Here is an 18,961-nt window from a genome sequence, read left to right on the forward strand (position 1 = left end):
CGCTGGATGTCTGGAAGCGACCTATTGCGAGCGAAAGGCCCTGGCAGCGTCGCGGTCTTTTTCCTGTTGCCAGGCGCGTTCGCGGTCGTCCCAGTGGCGATTCTTGTAGTCGTTCAGGTCTTCGTTCTCGCGCATGGCCTTGCATTGGCGAAAGCCATCATCCCAGCCTTCGGCGTAGGTGCGGTCTTTCAGGTAGCGCGGGACGTTCTTGCGAAATTCCCCGGTGATCACCCCGGCAGCCTGGCGGCCGCTGCTGCAACCGTCGTCATAGCCATCGGCGAAGGCGGGTGGATAACCCTTGGCCAGCAAATCCTCATGGGTTGATTGGCAACCCGACAGCAGGGCCAACAGGCCCAGCACTACAGCGTACCGCCACATCGCTTGCTCCCTGGCCGTTGAACGGCTGATGGGGGAAGTGTAGGAGTGGATTCGTTCGGGGTATGTGAAACGGATGTGAGAAATCCGTGTGACGCTGCGGCTTCGGGCGATCACGCGTCCCCTGTGGCGAGGGAGCTTGCTCCCGCTGGGGCGCGAAGCGGCCCCTGTTCAGGGTATTGAGATATTCCAGAGAGGGTGAGGTGTCTGGTTTTGGGGCTGCTGCGCAGCCCAACGGGAGCAAGCTCCTTATGGACTAATTAGAGATCGTTCCCACGCTCTGCGTGGGCATGCCGCTTTGGACGCTCTGCGTCCGCTTTTAAAGGTCGTGACGCAGAGCGTCACAGGATGCATTCCCACGCGGAGCGTGGGAACGATCTACGGCTCAGGGATTAATAGTGATACCACTTTACTTCCAGCATCACTTCGTTCACCGGTGTCGCGAGGTGGCTGTATTCCCGCTGCGCACTCAGTCTCAGCCCCAGGTTGCGCGACAATTCCCACTGTTGATTCAGGCTTATACTGCGCCGCACCTCGCCATTGGTGAAGAAGTCACCCTTGGCTTCCAGGCTCAGGTTGCCCAGCGGGTTGCGCCACAACACACCTGTATTGAACCCGGCAGCCGGGGAGATGGCTTCACCGAAGTCGCTGTTGTGCTCCACGCGCACCGTGCCAAGGGCGAAGCCAAGCATGTCGTCGCGCAGTTGCCAGGTGCCGCCCGCGCCACCGTTGACGTGGCTGACGAGTGTCTCGTCGTCATGCTTGCCCGGTACGCGCTCCAGGCCGCCGGTGACTTGCCACGACCAGGGCTGCAGCAGCTCGTTGCGTGGGGTCAGTGAGCGGATGGTTGCCAGATCCAGTTGCTGCAATTGCCAGTGGTTGCCTTCGTACTGGCGCAGTTTCATTTGCAGGATTTCAATCTGCGCGCCCAAGGGGAAGCCTTCGGCGTTGTCGTTCAGGTCGTGGTAGGCCATGCGCAGGCCGTATTCGCCGAAAGCCTTGTCGCCCCGGGTGCCGATGCCGGCTTGCCAGGTGCGGGATTCGTGGCCGTCTTCGGGCAGGCCGGGGCGTTCGATCTTCAGGTCCGGCGCCGGGTTCTGGTTGATCGCCCGCAGCAGTTCGAAGCTGCGCTGGGAGCGTTCGGTGTCGCGCTCCAGGCCGTTGGCGCGGTAGCGGCCAAGGCGGTAGGCGGCGTCGATGATCAGGGCCTGGCGGTCTTTGGCGATGGCCTTGAACGCCGGGTCCTGCAGTTGTTTCTGGTCGTCGCTGATCTTCAGCACCCATTGCTGCTCGTCGCTGTCCAGCGGCTTGGCGCGTTCCAGCAGCTCCCGTTCACGGGAAGGGCGGTAATCGATTTTCTCCACCAGGCCGGCTTCTTTCACGGCTTTTACCGTGTCGGTAGGGATCGCGGTCAGCGGGAATTGTTCGGTTAACCGCAGGCTTGGGCGGGCCACTTGCAGCAGTTCCAGCAGGCGATAGGAGCAGTTTTCGTCGAAGAAGAAATAGTCGAATTGGATCTGCTTGAGTTCCCACACGTGCTCGACCATGCGCTCGGTCTCGACCTGGGTCAGGTTGAGGCGGTATTCCCACAGGTCGCGGTTCTCCAGGCTACGGTATTCCGAGAGTTTTTCCTGGTAGGGCACCAGCGCGAACAGGCCCGGGTAGCCGCCCATCAGGCCCTTCCAGGCGTAGAGGATGCTGTTGTCCGAGCCTTCGATATAGGCGCCAAAGTTGATCGCGTAGCTGAGCAGGGCGGTGTTGTTGCTCTGCACGTCAGCCTGGTCGATGCGCAGCAGGGTATGGCCGAACATTGATGACGGGCTGTTGAGGTAGGCCGCCGGGAAGATCATCACCGCGCTGTGGGGGGCGACGTCCTTGAACCATTGCTTGAACTCCTTGCAGTCCAGCGCCGGCAAGTCGCTCAGGTGCAACTGGTCCTTGAGCCAGCGTGTACGTGCCGGGTAAACGCATTGGGCGTGCTTTTCGCCGAGGCTGGCCGGGGCATACAGCGCCTCGACAGTGGCCTTCAGCTCCTGGTCCGGATGGTGGGCGCCATCGGGAGCGAGGAAGAATTTCTTGTCGCTGACATAGCTACGCCAGCCTTTGAACTTGCCGGATTCGTAGTGCCCCAGTGAAAGCCAGAACGGGTCGTTGGCCAGTTGCTGCAAACGTTGATCATCAAGGTGCGGCGCCGCATACAGCGGGGCGCAGGCGAAGAGTGCCAGGTAGGCAAGGCGTTTGAGCATGTGGGCAACTTAAGTCGAGATAAAAAGACCCAAAGGGGAGGCAGGTCCAAAAATAATAAAAACCCGTGCCTCGAAAGGCACGGGCGGGTCGAGCTTAAGCCTGGGTAGCGTATTTCGCCAGACGGGTGTCGCTTTTCAGTACAGCCAGGGTGTTGTTGTGCACGTCATCAGCGGTTACGTCAGCCTTGCTGAAGATTTGCTGGAAGTGCTCGTGAGTCACAGCGGCAAAGTGCTCGCGGTCTTCAGGAGCAACGCCCAGTACTACAGCGTAGGTAGTCAGCGCTTCGCCGTTACCCTTGGCCATGTCTTCGGACAGCTCGTTCATCATGCCATTCATGGCAATCCACGATTTGCCACCGTAGGTCAGTGCGCTGTTGGTGCTGCAGCCGTTGGTGCCCGAGGTCATGCCGAACGTGGCGTTACCCGAGGTACCGTTGGTGGTGGAGGCCAGGAAGTGAGCCGGAGTGCCGCGTTGGCCTTCGAACAACATGTTGCCCCAACCGCAGTTCGGGCCACCTGGCGCTTCTGCCATTGCATTGAGGGAGACGACGGTGAAGAGAGTACCGAGAAGGATCCGTTTCATAGCTTTGTTCTCTTTGTGTGCAAACCAATGGACAAGGGTTCAGGTGCCTGACAGCACCCTAGGGGTCGGTTATTAGTCCAACCCGCAGCAGGTTGGAGTTTAGGCATGATCCAAGGGTTCCGTGACTTTTTATGAAACAAGCCGGAAACACTCGGTTTTTTTACAGCCCCGAACACGGGTCTATGCTTTCCCCAAGCCGTCCTTGCCAGCCGGCCCAACCCGGCGCCAGAATGCCGTCATCTGCCCCGCCTGATGTAAGGAAGCCCGATGCCTGATCCTGTTGCTGCCAGCTTGCGTCTAGCGCCCGAAGCGCTGACTCGTCCTTTTTCCGCTGAACAGTTCAGCTTCTCGACCACCAATGATTTGGAGCCCTTTCGCGGTGTGCTTGGCCAGGAACGTGCGGTCGAAGCCTTGCAGTTTGGTGTGGCCATGCCACGCCCCGGTTACAACGTATTTGTGATGGGCGAGCCCGGTACCGGGCGCTTTTCGTTCGTCAAACGCTACCTCAAGGCCGAAGGCAAGCGCCTGCAGACCCCGGCCGACTGGGTCTACGTCAATAATTTCGATGAGCCTCGCGAACCCCGCGCGCTGGAACTGCCTGCGGGCGGTGCTGCCGCGTTCATCTCCGATATCAACGGCCTGATCGACAACCTGGTCGCGACCTTCCCGGCGGTGTTTGAACACCCGACGTATCAACAGCGCAAAAGCGCCATCGACCGTGCCTTCAACCAGCGTTACGACCGTGCCCTGGACGTCATCGAGCGCCTGGCCCTGGAAAAAGACGTGGCGCTGTACCGTGACAGCACCAACATTGCGTTTACCCCGATGCTCGACGGCAAGGCCCTGGACGAGGCCGAGTTCTCGCAGTTGCCCGAAGCCGACCGCGAGCGTTTCCACACCGATATTTCCGAACTGGAAGAACGCCTCAACGAAGAACTCGCCAGCCTGCCCCAGTGGAAGCGCGAGTCCAATAACCAGATGCGCCAGTTCAACGAAGAAACCATCACGCTGGCCTTGCAGCCACTGCTGGCGCCGTTGTCCGAAAAATATGCGGAGAACGCGGCCGTCTGCGGCTACTTGCAGGCGATGCAGGTCTACCTGCTGAAAACCGTGGTCGAGCAACTGGTGGACGATGCGAAAACCGACGCCCAGGCCCGCAAGTTGCTGGAAGAACAGTACTGCCCGAGCCTGGTGGTGGGGCATCCGATCAACGGTGGCGCCCCGGTGGTCTTCGAGCCGCATCCGACCTACGACAACCTGTTCGGTCGTATTGAATACAGCACCGACCAGGGCGCGCTCTACACCACCTATCGCCAATTGCGCCCGGGTGCGCTGCATCGTGCCAACGGTGGTTTCCTGATCCTTGAAGCCGAGAAGATGCTCAGCGAGCCGTTTGTATGGGACGCCCTCAAGCGTGCCTTGCAATCGCGCAAGCTGAAGATGGAATCACCGCTGGGCGAACTGGGCCGCCTGGCCACGGTGACCCTCAACCCGCAAGTGATCCCGTTGCAGCTCAAGGTGATCATCATCGGCTCCCGCCAGTTGTACTACGCGTTGCAGGACGCGGATCCGGACTTCCAGGAGATGTTCCGGGTACTGGTGGATTTTGACGAAGACATCCCGATGGTGGATGAAAGCCTGGAGCAGTTCGCCCAGTTGCTGAAAACCCGCACCTCGGAAGAAGGCATGGCGCCGTTGACCTCCGATGCGGTGGCGCGGCTGGCGACCTACAGCGCGCGGTTGGCGGAGAACCAGGGCCGCTTGTCGGCGCGTATCGGTGATTTGTTCCAGCTGGTCAGCGAGGCGGACTTCATTCGTCACCTGGCCGGTGATGAGCGCACCGACTCCGGGCACATCGAGCGCGCACTCAAGGCCAAGGCCACGCGCACCGGGCGGGTGTCGGCGCGGATTCTCGACGACATGCTCGCCGGGGTGATCCTGATCGACACCGCCGGCGCGGCGGTGGGCAAGTGCAACGGGCTGACGGTGCTGGAGGTGGGTGACTCGGCGTTTGGTGTGCCGGCGCGGATTTCTGCCACGGTGTACCCGGGCGGCAGCGGTATCGTCGATATCGAGCGTGAAGTTAACCTCGGCCAGCCGATTCACTCCAAGGGCGTGATGATCCTCACCGGTTACCTGGGCAGCCGTTATGCCCAGGAATTCCCGTTGGCGATATCGGCGAGTATCGCCCTTGAGCAGTCCTACGGCTATGTCGACGGCGACAGCGCGTCCCTGGGCGAAGCCTGCACCTTGATCTCGGCCCTGTCGAAGACGCCGCTCAAGCAGTGCTTTGCCATCACCGGCTCGATCAACCAGTTTGGTGAGGTGCAGGCGGTCGGCGGGGTCAACGAGAAGATCGAAGGTTTCTTCCGTCTTTGCGAGGCCCGCGGGCTGACCGGCGAGCAGGGGGCGATCATTCCCCAGGCCAACGTCGCGACACTGATGCTCGATGAGAAGGTGTTGCAGGCCGTGCGGCAGGGGCAATTCCACGTCTATGCCGTGCGTCAGGCCGACGAGGCCTTGAGCCTGCTGGTGGGTGAGCCTGCGGGTTCGCCCGACGAAGAGGGGCAATTCCCCGAAGGCAGCGTCAATGCGCGGGTGGTGGAGCGTCTGCGGGCGATCGCCGAGATGATCAGTGAAGATGACCTGAAGGAAGCCGAGAAGGAGTTGGCGCAGGAAGCACTGGCTGAGACCAAGCCGGTGTAATCAATGCCGAAGGGGCCTGGTTCCAGGTCCCTTCGGCATATTTTTGACGCCGTCGTGACGGCAGTCGTCCGTTGGTCCCCCAGCCTTGGTTTGTACCGGGTTTCTTCTATTCTCAGCTCAAGGGATAGCCACAGGAGTCGCTGGATAGAAACAGTCTTGCATTGCGAGGCTGAATACCGGATCTACCGAGGGTCGCCGCCATGTCGCGCAACCTCTGCCTCACCCGCCAGTGCCTGGGCCTGGTCACCCGTATCGAATGTTCCATTCGCCCTCTCGCGGGGGATACCGGGATGTGGACCTTGTTGTTTGCCGCCGGAATGACCGGCGAACAACCCTCCACCATCAAGTCCCAAGGCCCGTTCCACGGACCTTTCGTGGCACAAACCATCCTCGATTCGATTGTTGAAAGCCTGACCCTGCACGGGTACGAGCTGGCTGACGACCCGCAGATCTGGTGCCTGCACCTGCAGGCGCACTTGCGACAACTCAACGGTGGGCGGCAGACGGTGCTAAGCGATATCCGCTGACCGCACTCCCCCCGTAGCAGCTGGCGCTCGACAGCTGCTACGGGGGAGGGGCTATGGCTTGGGGGCAGGGGCCGCCTCGGGTTTGTCCAGCTTCACCTCAAACCCATACTGCACCGTGTCCAGGCCGGTGCGCTGGTAGGTTTCCAATGTCGTCGGCTGGCCGTAGAAGTAATGCACGTCGAACAGCGCCGTGCCGTATTCCTCGGCGCGGTGGCTGACGCCGAGAATTTCCTTCAGGTAGTTGCCGCTGGCGTCCTTGGCATAGAACCGCCAGCTGTCAGAGGGGAACAGCTTCTGGTCGACAATCAGCGCGTTGTCCTTCAGCTCCAGGCCCTTGGGCAGTTGCCCGGCAGTGAGGCTGCCTTTCTCGATGGTCGCCAGGAACAGCGGCATCGATCCGACGGCAAACCCCGGGTTTTCAGGAAACAGGTTCAAGTCATAGGTGATGGTGCCGCGCCCCGGGTCGACCTCGTAGGCTTCGGCGGGCAGTTCGATCGGCTCGCCAAGCTTGCCTTCGTCGTTGGCGGTGAGGAACGTCACCGGGGCATCGCCGCCGCCGCGGTCCTCGCCCAGCAGGTCGTCGTTGAAGGTGTAGGGGTGATCGAACTCAACGTGCGCCGCACTGGCGTCATCCACCGACTGGTTGATGGTGACGCTTTTCTTCAGTTGGTCTTCGGACAGGGTGGCGTCCTTGAGCCAATCCGCAGCCTGGTCGTCATACACCGTGACGGGCATCGGCAACGGCTGTACGGTTTTTTCCAGGCTGTTCTTGTCGAAGCGCCGTACGGGCAGGTCCAGGTCCTTGCGGGTCACTGTGGCCTGGGAAAAGTCGAGCACGCTGACTTGCACATTGTCGATCAGGCCATTGAAGTACACCTTGGTGTAATGGCTGTTCTGCTTGAGCTCGAAGGCTTTCTGCTCGTCTTCCAGCTGTTTCTCGAAGGCGTCGGACCAGGCCTTCTGCTTCTGCATTTCGGCCAGTTGCTTCTCGTAGAACGCCAGTTGCGCGGCGTTTTCGTTGATCGAGCCCGAGCGCGAGAGAAATTGCCCGGTGGTGTCACGAGCCTGCACCAGCAACGGGTTCGGCGATTCGTCCGCGACTTCCGGCGCCAGCGGGGCGCTGTTGGTCAGTTCGATCTCGGCGTAGTTCTTTTCCAGGGTCAGCAGGGTGACCGTGACGTTTTCTTCGGTGCGCTTGCGGCCCACGTCCTTTTTCGCCAAGTCGAAGGTGAAGACTTTACGCGGGGCAATCACTTCCACCTTGCCCTTGAGGGTGACGGGCTGCGGCTGGCTTTTGTTCTCCGTCTCGACGCCTTCGACGAACGGGTAGGTCACCGTCAGGTCATCGGGGTTGGTCAGGTTGGAACTGGTGGGGCTCAACTGGATGCCCGGGTCGGTTTCCGACCATTCCGGCTGGAACGGGATGACCTTGTTGTTACTCAGGGTCACCGACTGCCATTCCAGGCCGTGTGGGAAGGGGAACTGGTCGGGCATGTTGAAGTTGAACGGGAAGATCGGCTGCAGGTCCGTCAGGTAGTCCGAATGGGACGCCTTGCGCAGGACAAACAGGCCATTGATGTAGGTATCGACCAGGGCCTGCGGCGTAGGGTAATGCTTGAGCAGCGCCAGGGCGTCTTCGCTGTACTCGGCCTCGATGGGCTTGGTGGCGAGCTTGGCGCGCGCCCGTTCCAGCAACAGCAGCGAGCCTCCGAGCTCGGACACGGCGTCCTTGAGCTTGGGGTCCTGGATGGCGTCCAGGGATTGTTCGAACTTGGCGGTTTTCTCTTCGAGACTGGCTTGCTTGTGTTCATCGCTTGGGGAACAACCGCTGCCCATCAGCAACGCCGCACACAGGCCAAGGCTGGCCAAAGGGGATCGCACATCCATTATCTGAGTTTTCCTGTCCGACATCATCGAGCCGAGTTGATGAGCTCGACACTAGCAGAAAAATTCCTTAACAGATGCCGTACAGATCAGTTTTCTCGACGGTTTCTGGGGTTTGGGTGCGGCTGGTATACTCGCCGCCATTTTTAGCCAAGCTGTGTGAGATTCAATGGAACGCTTTATCGAAAATGCAATGTATGCCTCACGCTGGCTGTTGGCGCCGATCTATTTCGGGCTGTCCCTGGGGCTGCTGGCGCTGGGCCTGAAGTTCTTCCAGGAAGTGTTTCATGTGATTCCCATCGTGTTCACCATGAGCGAGTCGGATGTGATCCTGGTGCTGCTGTCGTTGATCGACATGGCCCTGGTGGGCGGCCTGCTGGTGATGGTGATGATCAGCGGCTACGAGAACTTCGTCTCCCAGCTGGACATCGACGAAAGCAAGGAGAAGCTCAACTGGCTGGGGACCATGGACTCCTCGTCGCTGAAGATGAAGGTCGCGGCGTCCATCGTAGCGATTTCGTCGATCCATCTGCTGCGGGTGTTCATGGACGCCAAGAACGTCGATCCCGAGCACCTGAAATGGTACGTGATCATTCACATGACCTTCGTGGTGTCGGCGTTTGCCATGGGCTACCTGGACAAGGTTACCAAGCATTAATCAGCCCCTGGCGCTCTCCTGCGCGGGGCTCATCAAGGGCGTGGCTTGTGTGCTAGTCTGCTCGCCCTTTTAGTTTGGACGGCACCTGTGTCGTCCTACAGCGGAGCCTTTCCATGTCCGAAGTTAATCTGTCCACCGACGAAACCCGCGTGAGCTACGGCATTGGCCGTCAGTTGGGCGACCAGCTGCGCGACAACCCGCCACCGGGCGTGAGCCTGGACGCGATCCTGGCTGGCCTGACCGACGCTTTTGCCGGCAAGCCTAGCCGTGTGGACCAGGAGCAAATGGCCGCCAGCTTCAAGGTCATCCGCGAAATCATGCAAGCCGAAGCCGCTGCAAAGGCTGAAGCTGCTGCTGGCGAAGGCCTGGCTTTCCTGGCTGAAAACGCCAAGCGTGACGGCATCACCACCCTGGCTTCCGGCCTGCAATTTGAAGTGCTGACTGCAGGTAGCGGCGCCAAGCCGACCCGTGAAGACCAGGTGCGGACTCACTACCACGGCACCCTGATCGACGGCACTGTGTTCGACAGCTCCTACGAGCGCGGCCAGCCTGCGGAATTCCCGGTTGGCGGCGTGATCGCCGGCTGGACCGAAGCCCTGCAACTGATGAATGCCGGCAGCAAATGGCGCCTGTACGTGCCGAGCGAACTGGCTTACGGCGCTCAAGGCGTTGGCAGCATCCCGCCGCACAGCGTTCTGGTGTTTGACGTCGAGCTGCTCGACGTTCTGTAAGACCTTACCTGCAGGAGCGAGCCTGCTCGCTCCTGCAGTGTTTTGCGCGGTTGCTCATGGATGAAACTTGCCATTGAGATCCGTCACCGGGCGCAACGCTCGGGCATAGCAGAACAGAAACAGATTTCTCACCACTTCCTTCAGCACCCCGGGCTCACTGGAACTCAGGCCATTGACGTCCAGGTCGCCCTGATCCTGCAGTTCGCTTAACGCCTCTTCTTCCAGCACCGCGCAGACTTCCCCGGTTTCCCGATGGAGGATTCGCAGGTAAGGGTGTGGACGGTCCAGCCAGGCATCGATCAAATAAGTCATGGGAAGTATCTCCTTGATGGGTTTCAATGAGAATAATTCTTATTCGTAGAATAGCAAGTCCCTATTGGCCATTTCCGGACTTTTCTGTGTGGATATTGTTTTTGATCAAAAGGCCTGGCCTTTTGCCGCCAGTGCGGAAGTGACGCGGGGAGGGTGAAGCGCCATCCCGTGCAGGGCACGGGATGGAGGCAGCATATTCAGACCTTGCGGACGAACTCGGACTTGAGTTTCATCGGGCCGATACCGTCGATCTTGCAGTCGATATCGTGGTCGCCATCGCACAGGCGGATGTTCTTGACCTTGGTGCCGACCTTGACCACCAGGGACGTGCCCTTGACCTTGAGGTCCTTGATCACGGTGATGGTGTCGCCGTCCTGCAGGACGTTGCCCACAGAGTCTTTCTTCACGGATTCATCGCTGGCCGCCTCGGCTTCGCCGCCGACGGCCCACTCATGGGCGCATTCCGGGCAAATCAGCTGGGCGCCATCTTCGTAGGTGTATTCGGAATTGCATTTCGGGCAGGGTGGCAACGTGCTCACTAAAGCTCCTTGGTTTCAGGATGGCTAAAAAGCGCACATTGTATAGGGTTTTAGCCGGGCAGGGGGCAGCAACGCCAGAGAACGCTGTGGGAGCTGGCTTGCCTGCGATGCAGGCACCTCGGTTTGTCTGTTACACCGCAGTGATGCAATCGCAGGCAAGCCAGCTCCTACATGGAGCAGAGCAGAATCAGTGAGTACGGGCGACCGCGAACTCACTCAGCTCAACCAGGGCGTCCCGGTATTCGCTGGCTGGAAGGGCTTCCAGGCATTGGATCGCGCGAGCCACGTAGTCACGGGCCAGTTGCGCGGTGTATTCGAGGGAACCCGAGGCTTCCACGGCTTCGCGGATGCTTTCCAGGTCTTCGATCCCGCCTTTCTGGATCGCCTTGCGCACCAGGGCGGCCTGTTCCGGCGTGCCTTCGCGCATGGTGTAGATCAGTGGCAAGGTCGGCTTGCCCTCGGCCAGGTCGTCACCGACGTTCTTGCCCAGGGTTTCGGCGTCGCCGCGATAGTCCAGCAGGTCGTCCACGAGCTGGAAGGCCACGCCCAGGTGATCGCCGAACGTGCGCAGGGCTTCGCTCTGCTCGGGCGTCGCTTCGCACAGGGCGGCGGCGCTGTGGGTCGAGGCTTCGAAGAGCATCGCGGTTTTGCCGCGAATCACTTCCATGTAGGTTTCTTCGGTGGTGCTGGCGTCGCGAACCTTCGACAGCTGCAACACTTCGCCTTCGGCGATGATGCGCGTGGCCTGTGAAAGAATCTTCATCACCGGCATCGAGCCCAGCTCGACCATCATTTCGAACGAGCGCGAGTACAGGAAGTCGCCCACCAGCACGCTCGGCGCATTGCCCCACATCGCGTTGGCCGTCTCGCGACCACGGCGCATGCCGGACATGTCGACCACGTCGTCGTGCAGCAGGGTGGCGGTGTGCAGGAACTCGATGGTCGCGGCCAGCAGGCGCAGGTCATCGCCTTCGCGGCCCAGGGCCTTGCCACACAGCAACACTAATAAAGGACGCAGGCGTTTACCGCCGGCCGACGTAATGTAGTCGCCAATTTTGGAGACCAGCGGCACTTTAGAAGTCAGCTGCTTCTTGATGATGCCGTCGACGGCGCTAAAATCGTCCGCCACCGCGCGGTAGAAAGCTTGGGGTTGCATCAGCGACAGTCGCTCCAGAAGGGTTGCGCGGCATGCTAGGACCCGCGTCCCGTAGTGTCAAGGCGCGATAGACGGCTACTTGCAACACCTCCATAGCTTGCGTACAATCGCGCACCCTGAACTTCCTGGGCAGCACCTGCCTTACGCAATTGCATTCGGGACGTCCATCCCATGCAGCCATGCCAGCCAATACCTCTTCTTATAAAGCGCTGGGTGAGCAGGATTATCGGAGAAATACCATGTCGTACGCAGTAATTGTTACTGGTGGCAAGCAATACAAGGTCGCCCCAGGTGAATACCTGAAGATCGAGAAGCTGGAAATCGCTACTGGCGAATCCGTTACTTTTGATCGCGTTCTGTTGGTCGCCAATGGCGATGACGTGAACATCGGCGCTCCAGTTGTTGCAGGCGCTACCGTTGTGGCTGAAGTGATCTCCCAAGGTCGTCACGATAAAGTCCGCATCATCAAGTTCCGTCGTCGTAAGCACCACATGAAGCGTATGGGCCACCGCCAGTGGTACACCGAGATCAAAATCACCGGTATTCAGGCTTAATTTCAGCCTAATTCCTCACTAGGAGAATTGACTCATGGCACACAAAAAAGCTGGTGGTAGTACCCGTAACGGTCGCGACTCAGAAGCCAAACGCCTTGGCGTGAAGATGTATGGCGGCCAGGTTATCATTCCGGGCAACATCATCGTGCGTCAGCGCGGCACCCAATTCCACGCCGGTTACGGTGTTGGCATGGGTAAAGATCACACTCTGTTCGCTAAAATCGACGGCGTGATCAAGTTTGAAGTAAAAGGCGCTTTCAACCGCCGTTACGTGAGCATTGTCCCGAAGACTGAAGTCGTCGCGGCATAATTACGTAGTTGCTGGAAAAGCCCTGTCTCGCGACGGGGCTTTTTCGTTTGTGGGGTGAGTCTCTTGCAAAGCTGTTTGTGATGGGCGAAAGCAGTGGATTTGCGGTCGTTGCTTGAGGTCGCTGCGCTCATTTTTGCAAGAGTCTTATGTCTTGGTTTCTTAAGCTCGTCCGTGCGACGAGAGGCGTTTTGTTATGAAGTTCGTTGATGAAGTTTCGATCCGAGTAAAAGCTGGCGACGGCGGTAACGGTTGCATGAGTTTCCGTCGGGAAAAATTCATCGAAAACGGTGGTCCTAACGGTGGTGATGGTGGTGATGGCGGCTCGGTCTACATGATCGCCGACGAAAACCTCAACACCCTGGTGGACTACCGTTACACCCGGCACTTTGATGCCGAGCGTGGCTCCAACGGCGGCAGCACTGACTGCACCGGTAAAAAAGGCGAAGAGTTGGTGCTGCGGGTTCCGGTTGGTACCACCGTGATCGACTCCGCAACCCAGGAAGTCATTGGTGACCTGACCAAAGCCGGTCAGCGCCTGCTGGTGGCTCATGGCGGCTGGCACGGTCTGGGCAACACCCGTTTCAAGTCCAGTACCAACCGTGCGCCACGCCAGACCACGCCGGGCAAGCCAGGCGAGCAGCGTGACCTCAAGCTGGAAATGAAGGTGCTGGCTGACGTGGGCCTGCTGGGCTTGCCGAACGCCGGCAAAAGTACGTTCATTCGCTCGGTGTCTGCTGCCAAGCCGAAAGTCGCCGATTACCCGTTCACTACCCTGGTGCCGAACCTGGGTGTGGTCAGCGTCGACCGCTGGAAAAGCTTCGTGGTTGCGGACATTCCGGGCCTGATCGAAGGCGCTTCCGACGGCGCAGGCCTGGGGATCCGTTTCCTCAAGCACTTGTCCCGCACCCGTTTGCTGCTGCACCTCGTCGACATGGCGCCGCTGGATGACACCAGTGCACCGGACGCTGCTGAAGTGATCGTCAGCGAGCTGACCAAGTTCAGCCCGTCCCTGGCTGAGCGTGATCGCTGGTTGGTGCTGAACAAGTGCGACCAGATCCTCGAGGAAGAGCACGAAGAGCGCGTCAAGGAGATCGTTGATCGCCTGGAATGGACCGGTCCGGTCTACGTGATCTCGGCCATTGCCAAAGAAGGCACTGAGCGCCTGACTCGCGACATCATGCGTTACCTCGAAGACCGTGCCGATCGCCTGGCCGCCGACCCTGTCTACAAGGCCGAGCTGGCTGAACTGGATCAGCGCATCGAAGACGAGGCTCGTGCCCAGTTGCAGGCGCTGGATGATCAGCGTGCCCTGCGTCGCAGTGGCGTCAAGTCGGTCCATGATATCGGTGACGATGATTGGGACGAGGAAGACGTGGATGATGAAGATGGTCCGGAAATCATTTACGTGCGCGACTGATTCGTTGCAGTAAACTTAAGCGCCGCTCAATCGAGCGGCGTTTTGGTATCTGGAAATCGGTAGTCACGAATAACGTTATGGGCGGCGCTGGGTCGCGCGGCCCTCTATCTAAGGTTGAAGATGATGCGGAGCAAGGTGACAGGTGCGCAGCGTTGGGTCGTTAAGATCGGTAGCGCGCTGCTGACGGCGGATGGCAAGGGGCTGGATCGTGCGGCCATGAGTGTCTGGGTGGACCAGATGGTGGCCTTGCATGAGGCCGGCGTCGAGTTGGTGTTGGTGTCGTCCGGGGCGGTTGCCGCCGGCATGAGCCGCCTCGGCTGGACCGCGCGACCCAGCGCGATGCATGAGCTGCAGGCTGCCGCCGCCATTGGTCAGATGGGCCTGGTACAGGCCTGGGAGTCCAGCTTTGCCGAGCACGGGCGCCACACGGCGCAGATTCTGCTGACCCATGACGACTTGTCCGACCGCAAGCGCTACCTGAACGCCCGCAGCACCCTGCGTGCCCTGGTTGAACTCAAGGTGATCCCGGTGATCAACGAGAATGACACCGTGGTGACCGACGAGATTCGCTTCGGTGACAACGACACCCTGGCAGCGCTGGTGGCCAACCTGGTTGAGGCTGATTTGCTGGTGATCCTCACGGATCGTGACGGCATGTTCGACGCTGACCCGCGCAATAACCCTGAGGCCCAGCTGATTTATGAGGCGCGTGCCGATGATCCGGCGCTGGATGCGGTGGCTGGCAGTGTCGGCGGTGCCCTGGGGCGTGGTGGCATGCAGACCAAGCTGCGTGCGGCACGGCTGGCGGCGCGTTCCGGCGCGCATACCATCATCGTTGGCGGTCGGATTGAGCGGGTGCTGGATCGTCTCAAGGCGGGCGAGCGCATCGGTACGCTGCTGTCGCCTGAGCGTGGCATGCTGGCGGCGCGCAAGCAGTGGCTGGCGGGGCATCTTCAGACGCGCGGTACTCTGGTGTTGGATGCTGGTGCGGTTTCAGCGTTGTCCCAAGGCAACAAAAGCTTGTTGCCGGTGGGTGTAAAACTGGTCCAGGGCAGCTTCCGCCGTGGCGAAATGGTGGTGTGTGTGGCGCCGGATGGTCGTGAGATTGCCCGTGGCCTTGCCAACTACAGCGCCCTTGAGGCGCAGAAAATCATCGGGCAGTCGTCTGATGCGATTGTCGGTCTGTTGGGTTACATGGCTGAGCCGGAGCTGGTTCACCGGGATAACCTGATTCTGGTTTAAGCAAAAAAGGAATTCTCGATGCGCGTGATGAAGGGGTTGCTCGGTTTACTGCTGGCGATGCCGTTGCTGGCATCGGCCGAAGAGATTGGCCAGGTGTCGACAGTGTTCAAGTTTGTCGGCCCCAATGACCGGATCGTGGTCGAGGCCTTTGATGACCCGAAGGTGGATGGCGTGACCTGCTACCTGTCTCGCGCCAAGACGGGCGGGGTAAAGGGTGGGTTGGGTCTGGCGGAGGATCGCGCCGAGGCGTCGATTGCCTGTCGCCAGGTAGGTGCGATTCGCTTCAAGGGCGAGCTGAAGGATGGGGATGAGGTGTTCAAGGAGCGCACGTCCCTGGTCTTCAAGACCATGCAGGTGGTGCGTTTCCTCGACAAGAAGCGCAATACCCTGGTGTATCTGGTCTACAGCGACCGCTTGATCGAAGGCAGCCCGCAGAATGCGGTGACGGCGATTCCGATCCTGCCGTGGCCCACAGCGCAATAAATCTGAAGCAGAGCCGGCATGCCGGCTCTTTTTTTGGCTTTCCCAAATCGCAGGCAATAAAAAACCGACCCTGGGGTCGGTTTTTTAACAAGCTTATCGCTTAGGCTGCAGCAGCAAGGTTCAGAGCCTTGATGTGGCCATTCAGACGACCTTTATGGCGAGCAGCTTTGTTCTTGTGGATGATGCCTTTATCGGCCATACGGTCGATAACTGGCACAGCCAGAACGTAAGCAGCTTGAGCTTTTTCAGCGTCTTTTGCGTCAATGGCTTTAACTACATTCTTGATGTAGGTACGAACCATGGAACGCAGGCTGGCGTTGTGGCTGCGACGCTTCTCAGCCTGTTTTGCACGTTTTTTGGCGGAAGGTGTGTTGGCCACCGTCGAGCTCCTCGAAAGACTTTTTAGGAAATAGCAAACAAAATAGGCCGCGAATCATGCCGATGAGTTGAAGTCTTGTCAAGGGCGTGTGATGCGAACTGCTGAGTGGTCGATCTTAAGAGGCGGGTGATTTATTTCCGGCGCTTGACCTGTAAACTCGCGAGCTTTGGCTCTGTGCTTGTTGCAGGCGCGGAGTATCGCATATGTGGGCCGTTTGTTCGCCTGCTCTTTATCTATAGGCAAAAACTCTTTCAATGAATCTGCTCAAATCGTTGGCCGCTGTCAGCTCTATCACTATGATTTCCCGGGTTCTGGGGTTTGTGCGTGACACGCTGCTGGCACGTATTTTTGGCGCCAGCATGGCCACGGATGCCTTCTTCATTGCCTTTAAACTGCCCAACCTGCTGCGGCGGATCTTCGCCGAGGGGGCTTTTTCCCAGGCATTCGTGCCGATTCTGGCGGAGTACAAGGCCCAGCAAGGCGAGGAGGCGACCCGCACCTTCATTGCCTATGTTTCGGGTTTGCTGACGTTGGTGCTGACGCTGGTGACGATAGCCGGGATGCTCGCCGCGCCCTGGGTGATCTGGGCCACGGCCCCCGGTTTTGCCAATACACCGGAAAAATTCGCCCTGACCACTGATCTGTTGCGGGTGACCTTTCCTTATATATTGCTGATTTCCCTGTCGTCCCTGGCCGGGGCGATCCTCAATACCTGGAACCGTTTCTCGGTGCCGGCCTTCGTGCCGACCCTGCTTAACGTCAGCATGATTATTTTTGCGCTGTTCCTGACACCGTATTTCGATCCGCCTGTGATGGCCCTCGGCTGGGCGGTCCTGGCTGGTGGCCTGGCACAACTGCTGTACCAGCTGCCGCACCTGAAGAAAATCGGCATGCTCGTGCTGCCGCGTTTGAATCTCAAGGACACCGGCGTCTGGCGGGTGATGCGCAACATGCTGCCGGCCATCCTCGGGGTTTCCGTCAGCCAGATTTCCCTGATCATCAACACCGCCTTCGCCTCGCTGCTGGTCTCGGGTTCGGTGTCGTGGATGTACTACGCCGACCGTCTGATGGAATTGCCGTCCGGCGTGCTCGGCGTGGCACTCGGCACCATCCTGCTGCCAACGCTGTCGCGCACCTATGCCAGCAAAGACCGCCACGAATATTCGCGGATTCTCGACTGGGGCCTGCGCCTGTGCTTCGTGCTGGTGCTGCCGTGTGCCGTGGCCCTGGGGTTGCTCGCCGAGCCGCTGACGGTCGCGCTGTTCCAGTACGGCCAGTTCACTGCGTTTGACGCCTCGATGACCCAGCGTGCGCTGATCGCCTATTCCGTCGGCCTGCTGGGCATTATCGTGATCAAGGTGCTGGCCCCCGGCTTTTATGCTCAACAAAACATCCGTACCCCGGTAAAGATCGCGATCTTCACCCTGGTGGTTACCCAACTGCTCAACCTGGCGTTCATCGGTCCGCTGAAGCATGCCGGGCTGGCGCTGGCGATCAGTGTGGGGGCCTGCATCAACGCCGGGCTGCTGTTTTATCAGCTGCGTAAACAGAAAATGTTCCAGCCTCAGGCGGGCTGGGGCTCGTTTGCGCTCAAGTTGGTGGTGGCGGTGGGGACGATGGCCGCGGTACTGCTGGGCCTGATGCACTTCATGCCGGCCTGGGAGCAGGGCCATATGCTCGAGCGCTTCATGCGCCTGGGAGCGTTGGTGGCGGCTGGTGTGCTGGTGTACTTCGGCATGTTGCTGCTGATGGGCTTCCGCTTGCGGGATTTCAATCGCAAGTCGCTGAGCTAGAGACTTTTCGTCGATAAGACGGTTGTTTTATCGATTCGCGCAAATGGCCTGCGCTGTTGCCTGTCGTCTGGGGCCGGGTGTGGTTATAATCGACCACTTTATGAGCAAGAAGCGCGTTATGCAGCTGGTTCGAGGTCTCCACAACCTGCGCCCCCAGCATCGGGGCTGCGTCGCCACTATTGGCAACTTTGACGGTGTTCACCGTGGCCACCAGGCTATCCTGGCCCGCCTGCGTGAGCGTGCGGTTGAGTTGGGCGTGCCCAGCTGCGTGGTGATTTTTGAACCACAGCCGCGCGAATTCTTTACCCCGCAGACGGCGCCGGCGCGTCTGGCCCGCCTGCGGGACAAGCTGCAACTGCTGGCTGAAGAAGGTGTGGACCGCGTCCTCTGCCTGGCTTTCAACCAGCGCTTGCGCAGCCTCAGCGCCGCCGAGTTCGTCGACCGTATCCTGGTGGACGGCCTTGGCGTGCAGCATCTGGAGGTCGGCGACGACTTCCGTTTCGGTTGCGACCGGGTAGGGGATTTCGATTTCCTGCAGCAGGCCGGCGTCACCCAGGGTTTTACCGTCGAAGCCGCGCAAACCGTCGAACTGGACGGCCTGCGCGTGAGCAGTACCCAGGTGCGTAACGCCCTGGCCGCTGCCGACTTCGCCTTGGCCGAGCGTTTGCTCGGTCGCCCGTTCCGGATTGCCGGGCGGGTGCTGCACGGCCAGAAGCTGGCGCGCCAACTGGGCACGCCAACCGCCAACGTGCAGCTCAAGCGCCGTCGTGTGCCACTGACCGGGGTTTACCTGGTGAGTGTCGACATCGACGGCCAATCGTGGCCCGGAGTCGCCAACATAGGCGTCAGGCCCACGGTTGCAGGTGATGGCAAAGCCCACCTGGAAGTTCACCTTTTGGATTTTGCCGGTGATTTGTATGACCGGCGTTTGACGGTGGCTTTCCACCAAAAGCTGCGTGAAGAGCAGCGTTTCGCCTCCCTGGAGGCGTTGAAAACGGCGATCAATGCGGATGTCGCCGCCGCCCGTGCACTAGCCGCACCTAGCGCCCATCGCTAATGAAGAGCC

The 18,961-nt window shown here is 59.8% G+C and carries 19 protein-coding genes; 11 read left to right on the forward strand and 8 right to left on the reverse strand.

Annotation, left to right across the window (positions count from 1 at the left end):
• Positions 1-21 precede the first annotated feature (21 nt).
• From HX814_RS18840 to HX814_RS18850, 3 genes are all read right to left on the reverse strand, one after another.
• On the reverse strand, positions 22-378 hold the full coding sequence (locus HX814_RS18840) for a hypothetical protein (protein WP_003215838.1): 357 nt from the start codon (positions 376-378) through the stop codon (positions 22-24).
• Between the two features lie 389 nt (positions 379-767).
• A complete protein-coding gene (locus tag HX814_RS18845) occupies positions 768-2,621 on the reverse strand; it encodes a DUF4105 domain-containing protein (RefSeq protein WP_087695249.1) in 1,854 nt (617 codons plus the stop codon).
• Positions 2,622-2,715: 94 nt separating this feature from the next.
• Positions 2,716-3,204 (reverse strand): DUF3015 domain-containing protein, encoded by a 489-nt coding sequence (locus tag HX814_RS18850; protein WP_003215845.1) that lies wholly within the window; start codon positions 3,202-3,204, stop codon positions 2,716-2,718.
• 267 nt (positions 3,205-3,471) lie between these two features.
• Here HX814_RS18850 and HX814_RS18855 point away from each other — a divergent pair, with 267 nt between their 5' ends.
• Positions 3,472-5,910: a Lon protease family protein gene (locus HX814_RS18855; RefSeq protein ID WP_003215847.1), complete on the forward strand. Its 2,439-nt coding sequence runs from the start codon at positions 3,472-3,474 to the stop codon at positions 5,908-5,910.
• A gap of 200 nt (positions 5,911-6,110) precedes the next feature.
• Positions 6,111-6,437: a hypothetical protein gene (locus HX814_RS18860; RefSeq protein WP_003215849.1), complete on the forward strand. Its 327-nt coding sequence runs from the start codon at positions 6,111-6,113 to the stop codon at positions 6,435-6,437.
• A gap of 51 nt (positions 6,438-6,488) precedes the next feature.
• On the opposite strand, the gene HX814_RS18865 is transcribed toward HX814_RS18860, so the two are convergent.
• A complete protein-coding gene (locus tag HX814_RS18865) occupies positions 6,489-8,324 on the reverse strand; it encodes a hypothetical protein (protein ID WP_177008708.1) in 1,836 nt (611 codons plus the stop codon).
• 166 nt (positions 8,325-8,490) lie between these two features.
• Here HX814_RS18865 and HX814_RS18870 point away from each other — a divergent pair, with 166 nt between their 5' ends.
• Together HX814_RS18870 and HX814_RS18875 are read left to right on the forward strand one after the other, a co-directional pair.
• The gene (locus HX814_RS18870; RefSeq protein WP_003215853.1) at positions 8,491-8,979 is read left to right on the forward strand and encodes a TIGR00645 family protein; all 489 of its coding nucleotides are present in this window, start codon (positions 8,491-8,493) and stop codon (positions 8,977-8,979) included.
• Positions 8,980-9,092: 113 nt separating this feature from the next.
• Complete coding sequence (locus tag HX814_RS18875) at positions 9,093-9,710, forward strand: FKBP-type peptidyl-prolyl cis-trans isomerase (RefSeq protein ID WP_003215854.1); 618 nt, start codon at positions 9,093-9,095, stop codon at positions 9,708-9,710.
• Between the two features lie 54 nt (positions 9,711-9,764).
• Here HX814_RS18875 and HX814_RS18880 read toward each other — a convergent pair whose 3' ends face one another.
• The 3 genes from HX814_RS18880 to HX814_RS18890 all read right to left on the reverse strand — a co-directional run bounded on the left by HX814_RS18880 (position 9,765) and on the right by HX814_RS18890 (position 11,717).
• A complete protein-coding gene (locus tag HX814_RS18880; protein ID WP_003215856.1) occupies positions 9,765-10,022 on the reverse strand; it encodes a hypothetical protein in 258 nt (85 codons plus the stop codon).
• 197 nt (positions 10,023-10,219) lie between these two features.
• The gene (locus HX814_RS18885; RefSeq protein ID WP_003215858.1) at positions 10,220-10,561 is read right to left on the reverse strand and encodes a zinc ribbon domain-containing protein YjdM; all 342 of its coding nucleotides are present in this window, start codon (positions 10,559-10,561) and stop codon (positions 10,220-10,222) included.
• Between the two features lie 187 nt (positions 10,562-10,748).
• A complete protein-coding gene (locus HX814_RS18890) occupies positions 10,749-11,717 on the reverse strand; it encodes a polyprenyl synthetase family protein (RefSeq protein WP_003215860.1) in 969 nt (322 codons plus the stop codon).
• 239 nt (positions 11,718-11,956) lie between these two features.
• Here HX814_RS18890 and rplU point away from each other — a divergent pair, with 239 nt between their 5' ends.
• From rplU to HX814_RS18915, 5 genes are all read left to right on the forward strand, one after another.
• A complete protein-coding gene (gene rplU / locus HX814_RS18895; protein ID WP_003176051.1) occupies positions 11,957-12,271 on the forward strand; it encodes a 50S ribosomal protein L21 in 315 nt (104 codons plus the stop codon).
• A gap of 34 nt (positions 12,272-12,305) precedes the next feature.
• A complete protein-coding gene (gene rpmA / locus HX814_RS18900) occupies positions 12,306-12,581 on the forward strand; it encodes a 50S ribosomal protein L27 (RefSeq protein ID WP_003215862.1) in 276 nt (91 codons plus the stop codon).
• A gap of 193 nt (positions 12,582-12,774) precedes the next feature.
• Positions 12,775-13,998: an Obg family GTPase CgtA gene (gene cgtA, locus HX814_RS18905; RefSeq protein WP_003215864.1), complete on the forward strand. Its 1,224-nt coding sequence runs from the start codon at positions 12,775-12,777 to the stop codon at positions 13,996-13,998.
• A 123-nt stretch (positions 13,999-14,121) separates the two neighbouring features.
• A complete protein-coding gene (gene proB, locus HX814_RS18910; RefSeq protein WP_017477809.1) occupies positions 14,122-15,240 on the forward strand; it encodes a glutamate 5-kinase in 1,119 nt (372 codons plus the stop codon).
• 18 nt (positions 15,241-15,258) lie between these two features.
• A complete protein-coding gene (locus tag HX814_RS18915; RefSeq protein WP_008432835.1) occupies positions 15,259-15,723 on the forward strand; it encodes a CreA family protein in 465 nt (154 codons plus the stop codon).
• A gap of 100 nt (positions 15,724-15,823) precedes the next feature.
• On the opposite strand, the gene rpsT is transcribed toward HX814_RS18915, so the two are convergent.
• On the reverse strand, positions 15,824-16,102 hold the full coding sequence (gene rpsT / locus HX814_RS18920; protein WP_003215870.1) for a 30S ribosomal protein S20: 279 nt from the start codon (positions 16,100-16,102) through the stop codon (positions 15,824-15,826).
• A gap of 254 nt (positions 16,103-16,356) precedes the next feature.
• On the opposite strand from rpsT, the gene murJ reads away from it, so the two are divergent.
• Together murJ and ribF are read left to right on the forward strand one after the other, a co-directional pair.
• Positions 16,357-17,895 carry a murein biosynthesis integral membrane protein MurJ gene (gene murJ / locus HX814_RS18925; RefSeq protein WP_008432837.1) on the forward strand — a complete coding sequence of 513 codons (1,539 nt, stop codon included), beginning with the start codon at positions 16,357-16,359 and terminating at the stop codon, positions 17,893-17,895.
• Positions 17,896-18,013: 118 nt separating this feature from the next.
• On the forward strand, positions 18,014-18,952 hold the full coding sequence (gene ribF / locus HX814_RS18930; RefSeq protein ID WP_003215874.1) for a bifunctional riboflavin kinase/FAD synthetase: 939 nt from the start codon (positions 18,014-18,016) through the stop codon (positions 18,950-18,952).
• The last annotated feature ends 9 nt before the right edge of the window (positions 18,953-18,961 follow it).

The sequence above is a fragment of the Pseudomonas sp. C8002 genome, from assembly GCF_013385765.1.
In the GTDB taxonomy this organism is placed as follows: Bacteria; Pseudomonadota; Gammaproteobacteria; order Pseudomonadales; family Pseudomonadaceae; genus Aquipseudomonas.

Excerpts from the sequence above, each read along its gene's own strand:
- HX814_RS18840 (WP_003215838.1), bottom strand. The coding sequence starts at position 378 with ATGTGGCGGTACGCTGTAGTGCTGGGCCTGTTGGCCCTGCTGTCGGGT.
- HX814_RS18845 (WP_087695249.1), bottom strand. The coding sequence starts at position 2,621 with ATGCTCAAACGCCTTGCCTACCTGGCACTCTTCGCCTGCGCCCCGCTG.
- HX814_RS18850 (WP_003215845.1), bottom strand. The coding sequence starts at position 3,204 with ATGAAACGGATCCTTCTCGGTACTCTCTTCACCGTCGTCTCCCTCAAT.
- HX814_RS18855 (WP_003215847.1), top strand. The coding sequence starts at position 3,472 with ATGCCTGATCCTGTTGCTGCCAGCTTGCGTCTAGCGCCCGAAGCGCTG.
- HX814_RS18860 (WP_003215849.1), top strand. The coding sequence starts at position 6,111 with ATGTCGCGCAACCTCTGCCTCACCCGCCAGTGCCTGGGCCTGGTCACC.
- HX814_RS18865 (WP_177008708.1), bottom strand. The coding sequence starts at position 8,324 with ATGGATGTGCGATCCCCTTTGGCCAGCCTTGGCCTGTGTGCGGCGTTG.
- HX814_RS18870 (WP_003215853.1), top strand. The coding sequence starts at position 8,491 with ATGGAACGCTTTATCGAAAATGCAATGTATGCCTCACGCTGGCTGTTG.
- HX814_RS18875 (WP_003215854.1), top strand. The coding sequence starts at position 9,093 with ATGTCCGAAGTTAATCTGTCCACCGACGAAACCCGCGTGAGCTACGGC.
- HX814_RS18880 (WP_003215856.1), bottom strand. The coding sequence starts at position 10,022 with ATGACTTATTTGATCGATGCCTGGCTGGACCGTCCACACCCTTACCTG.
- HX814_RS18890 (WP_003215860.1), bottom strand. The coding sequence starts at position 11,717 with ATGCAACCCCAAGCTTTCTACCGCGCGGTGGCGGACGATTTTAGCGCC.
- rplU (WP_003176051.1), top strand. The coding sequence starts at position 11,957 with ATGTCGTACGCAGTAATTGTTACTGGTGGCAAGCAATACAAGGTCGCC.
- rpmA (WP_003215862.1), top strand. The coding sequence starts at position 12,306 with ATGGCACACAAAAAAGCTGGTGGTAGTACCCGTAACGGTCGCGACTCA.
- cgtA (WP_003215864.1), top strand. The coding sequence starts at position 12,775 with ATGAAGTTCGTTGATGAAGTTTCGATCCGAGTAAAAGCTGGCGACGGC.
- proB (WP_017477809.1), top strand. The coding sequence starts at position 14,122 with ATGCGGAGCAAGGTGACAGGTGCGCAGCGTTGGGTCGTTAAGATCGGT.
- HX814_RS18915 (WP_008432835.1), top strand. The coding sequence starts at position 15,259 with ATGCGCGTGATGAAGGGGTTGCTCGGTTTACTGCTGGCGATGCCGTTG.
- murJ (WP_008432837.1), top strand. The coding sequence starts at position 16,357 with ATGAATCTGCTCAAATCGTTGGCCGCTGTCAGCTCTATCACTATGATT.
- ribF (WP_003215874.1), top strand. The coding sequence starts at position 18,014 with ATGCAGCTGGTTCGAGGTCTCCACAACCTGCGCCCCCAGCATCGGGGC.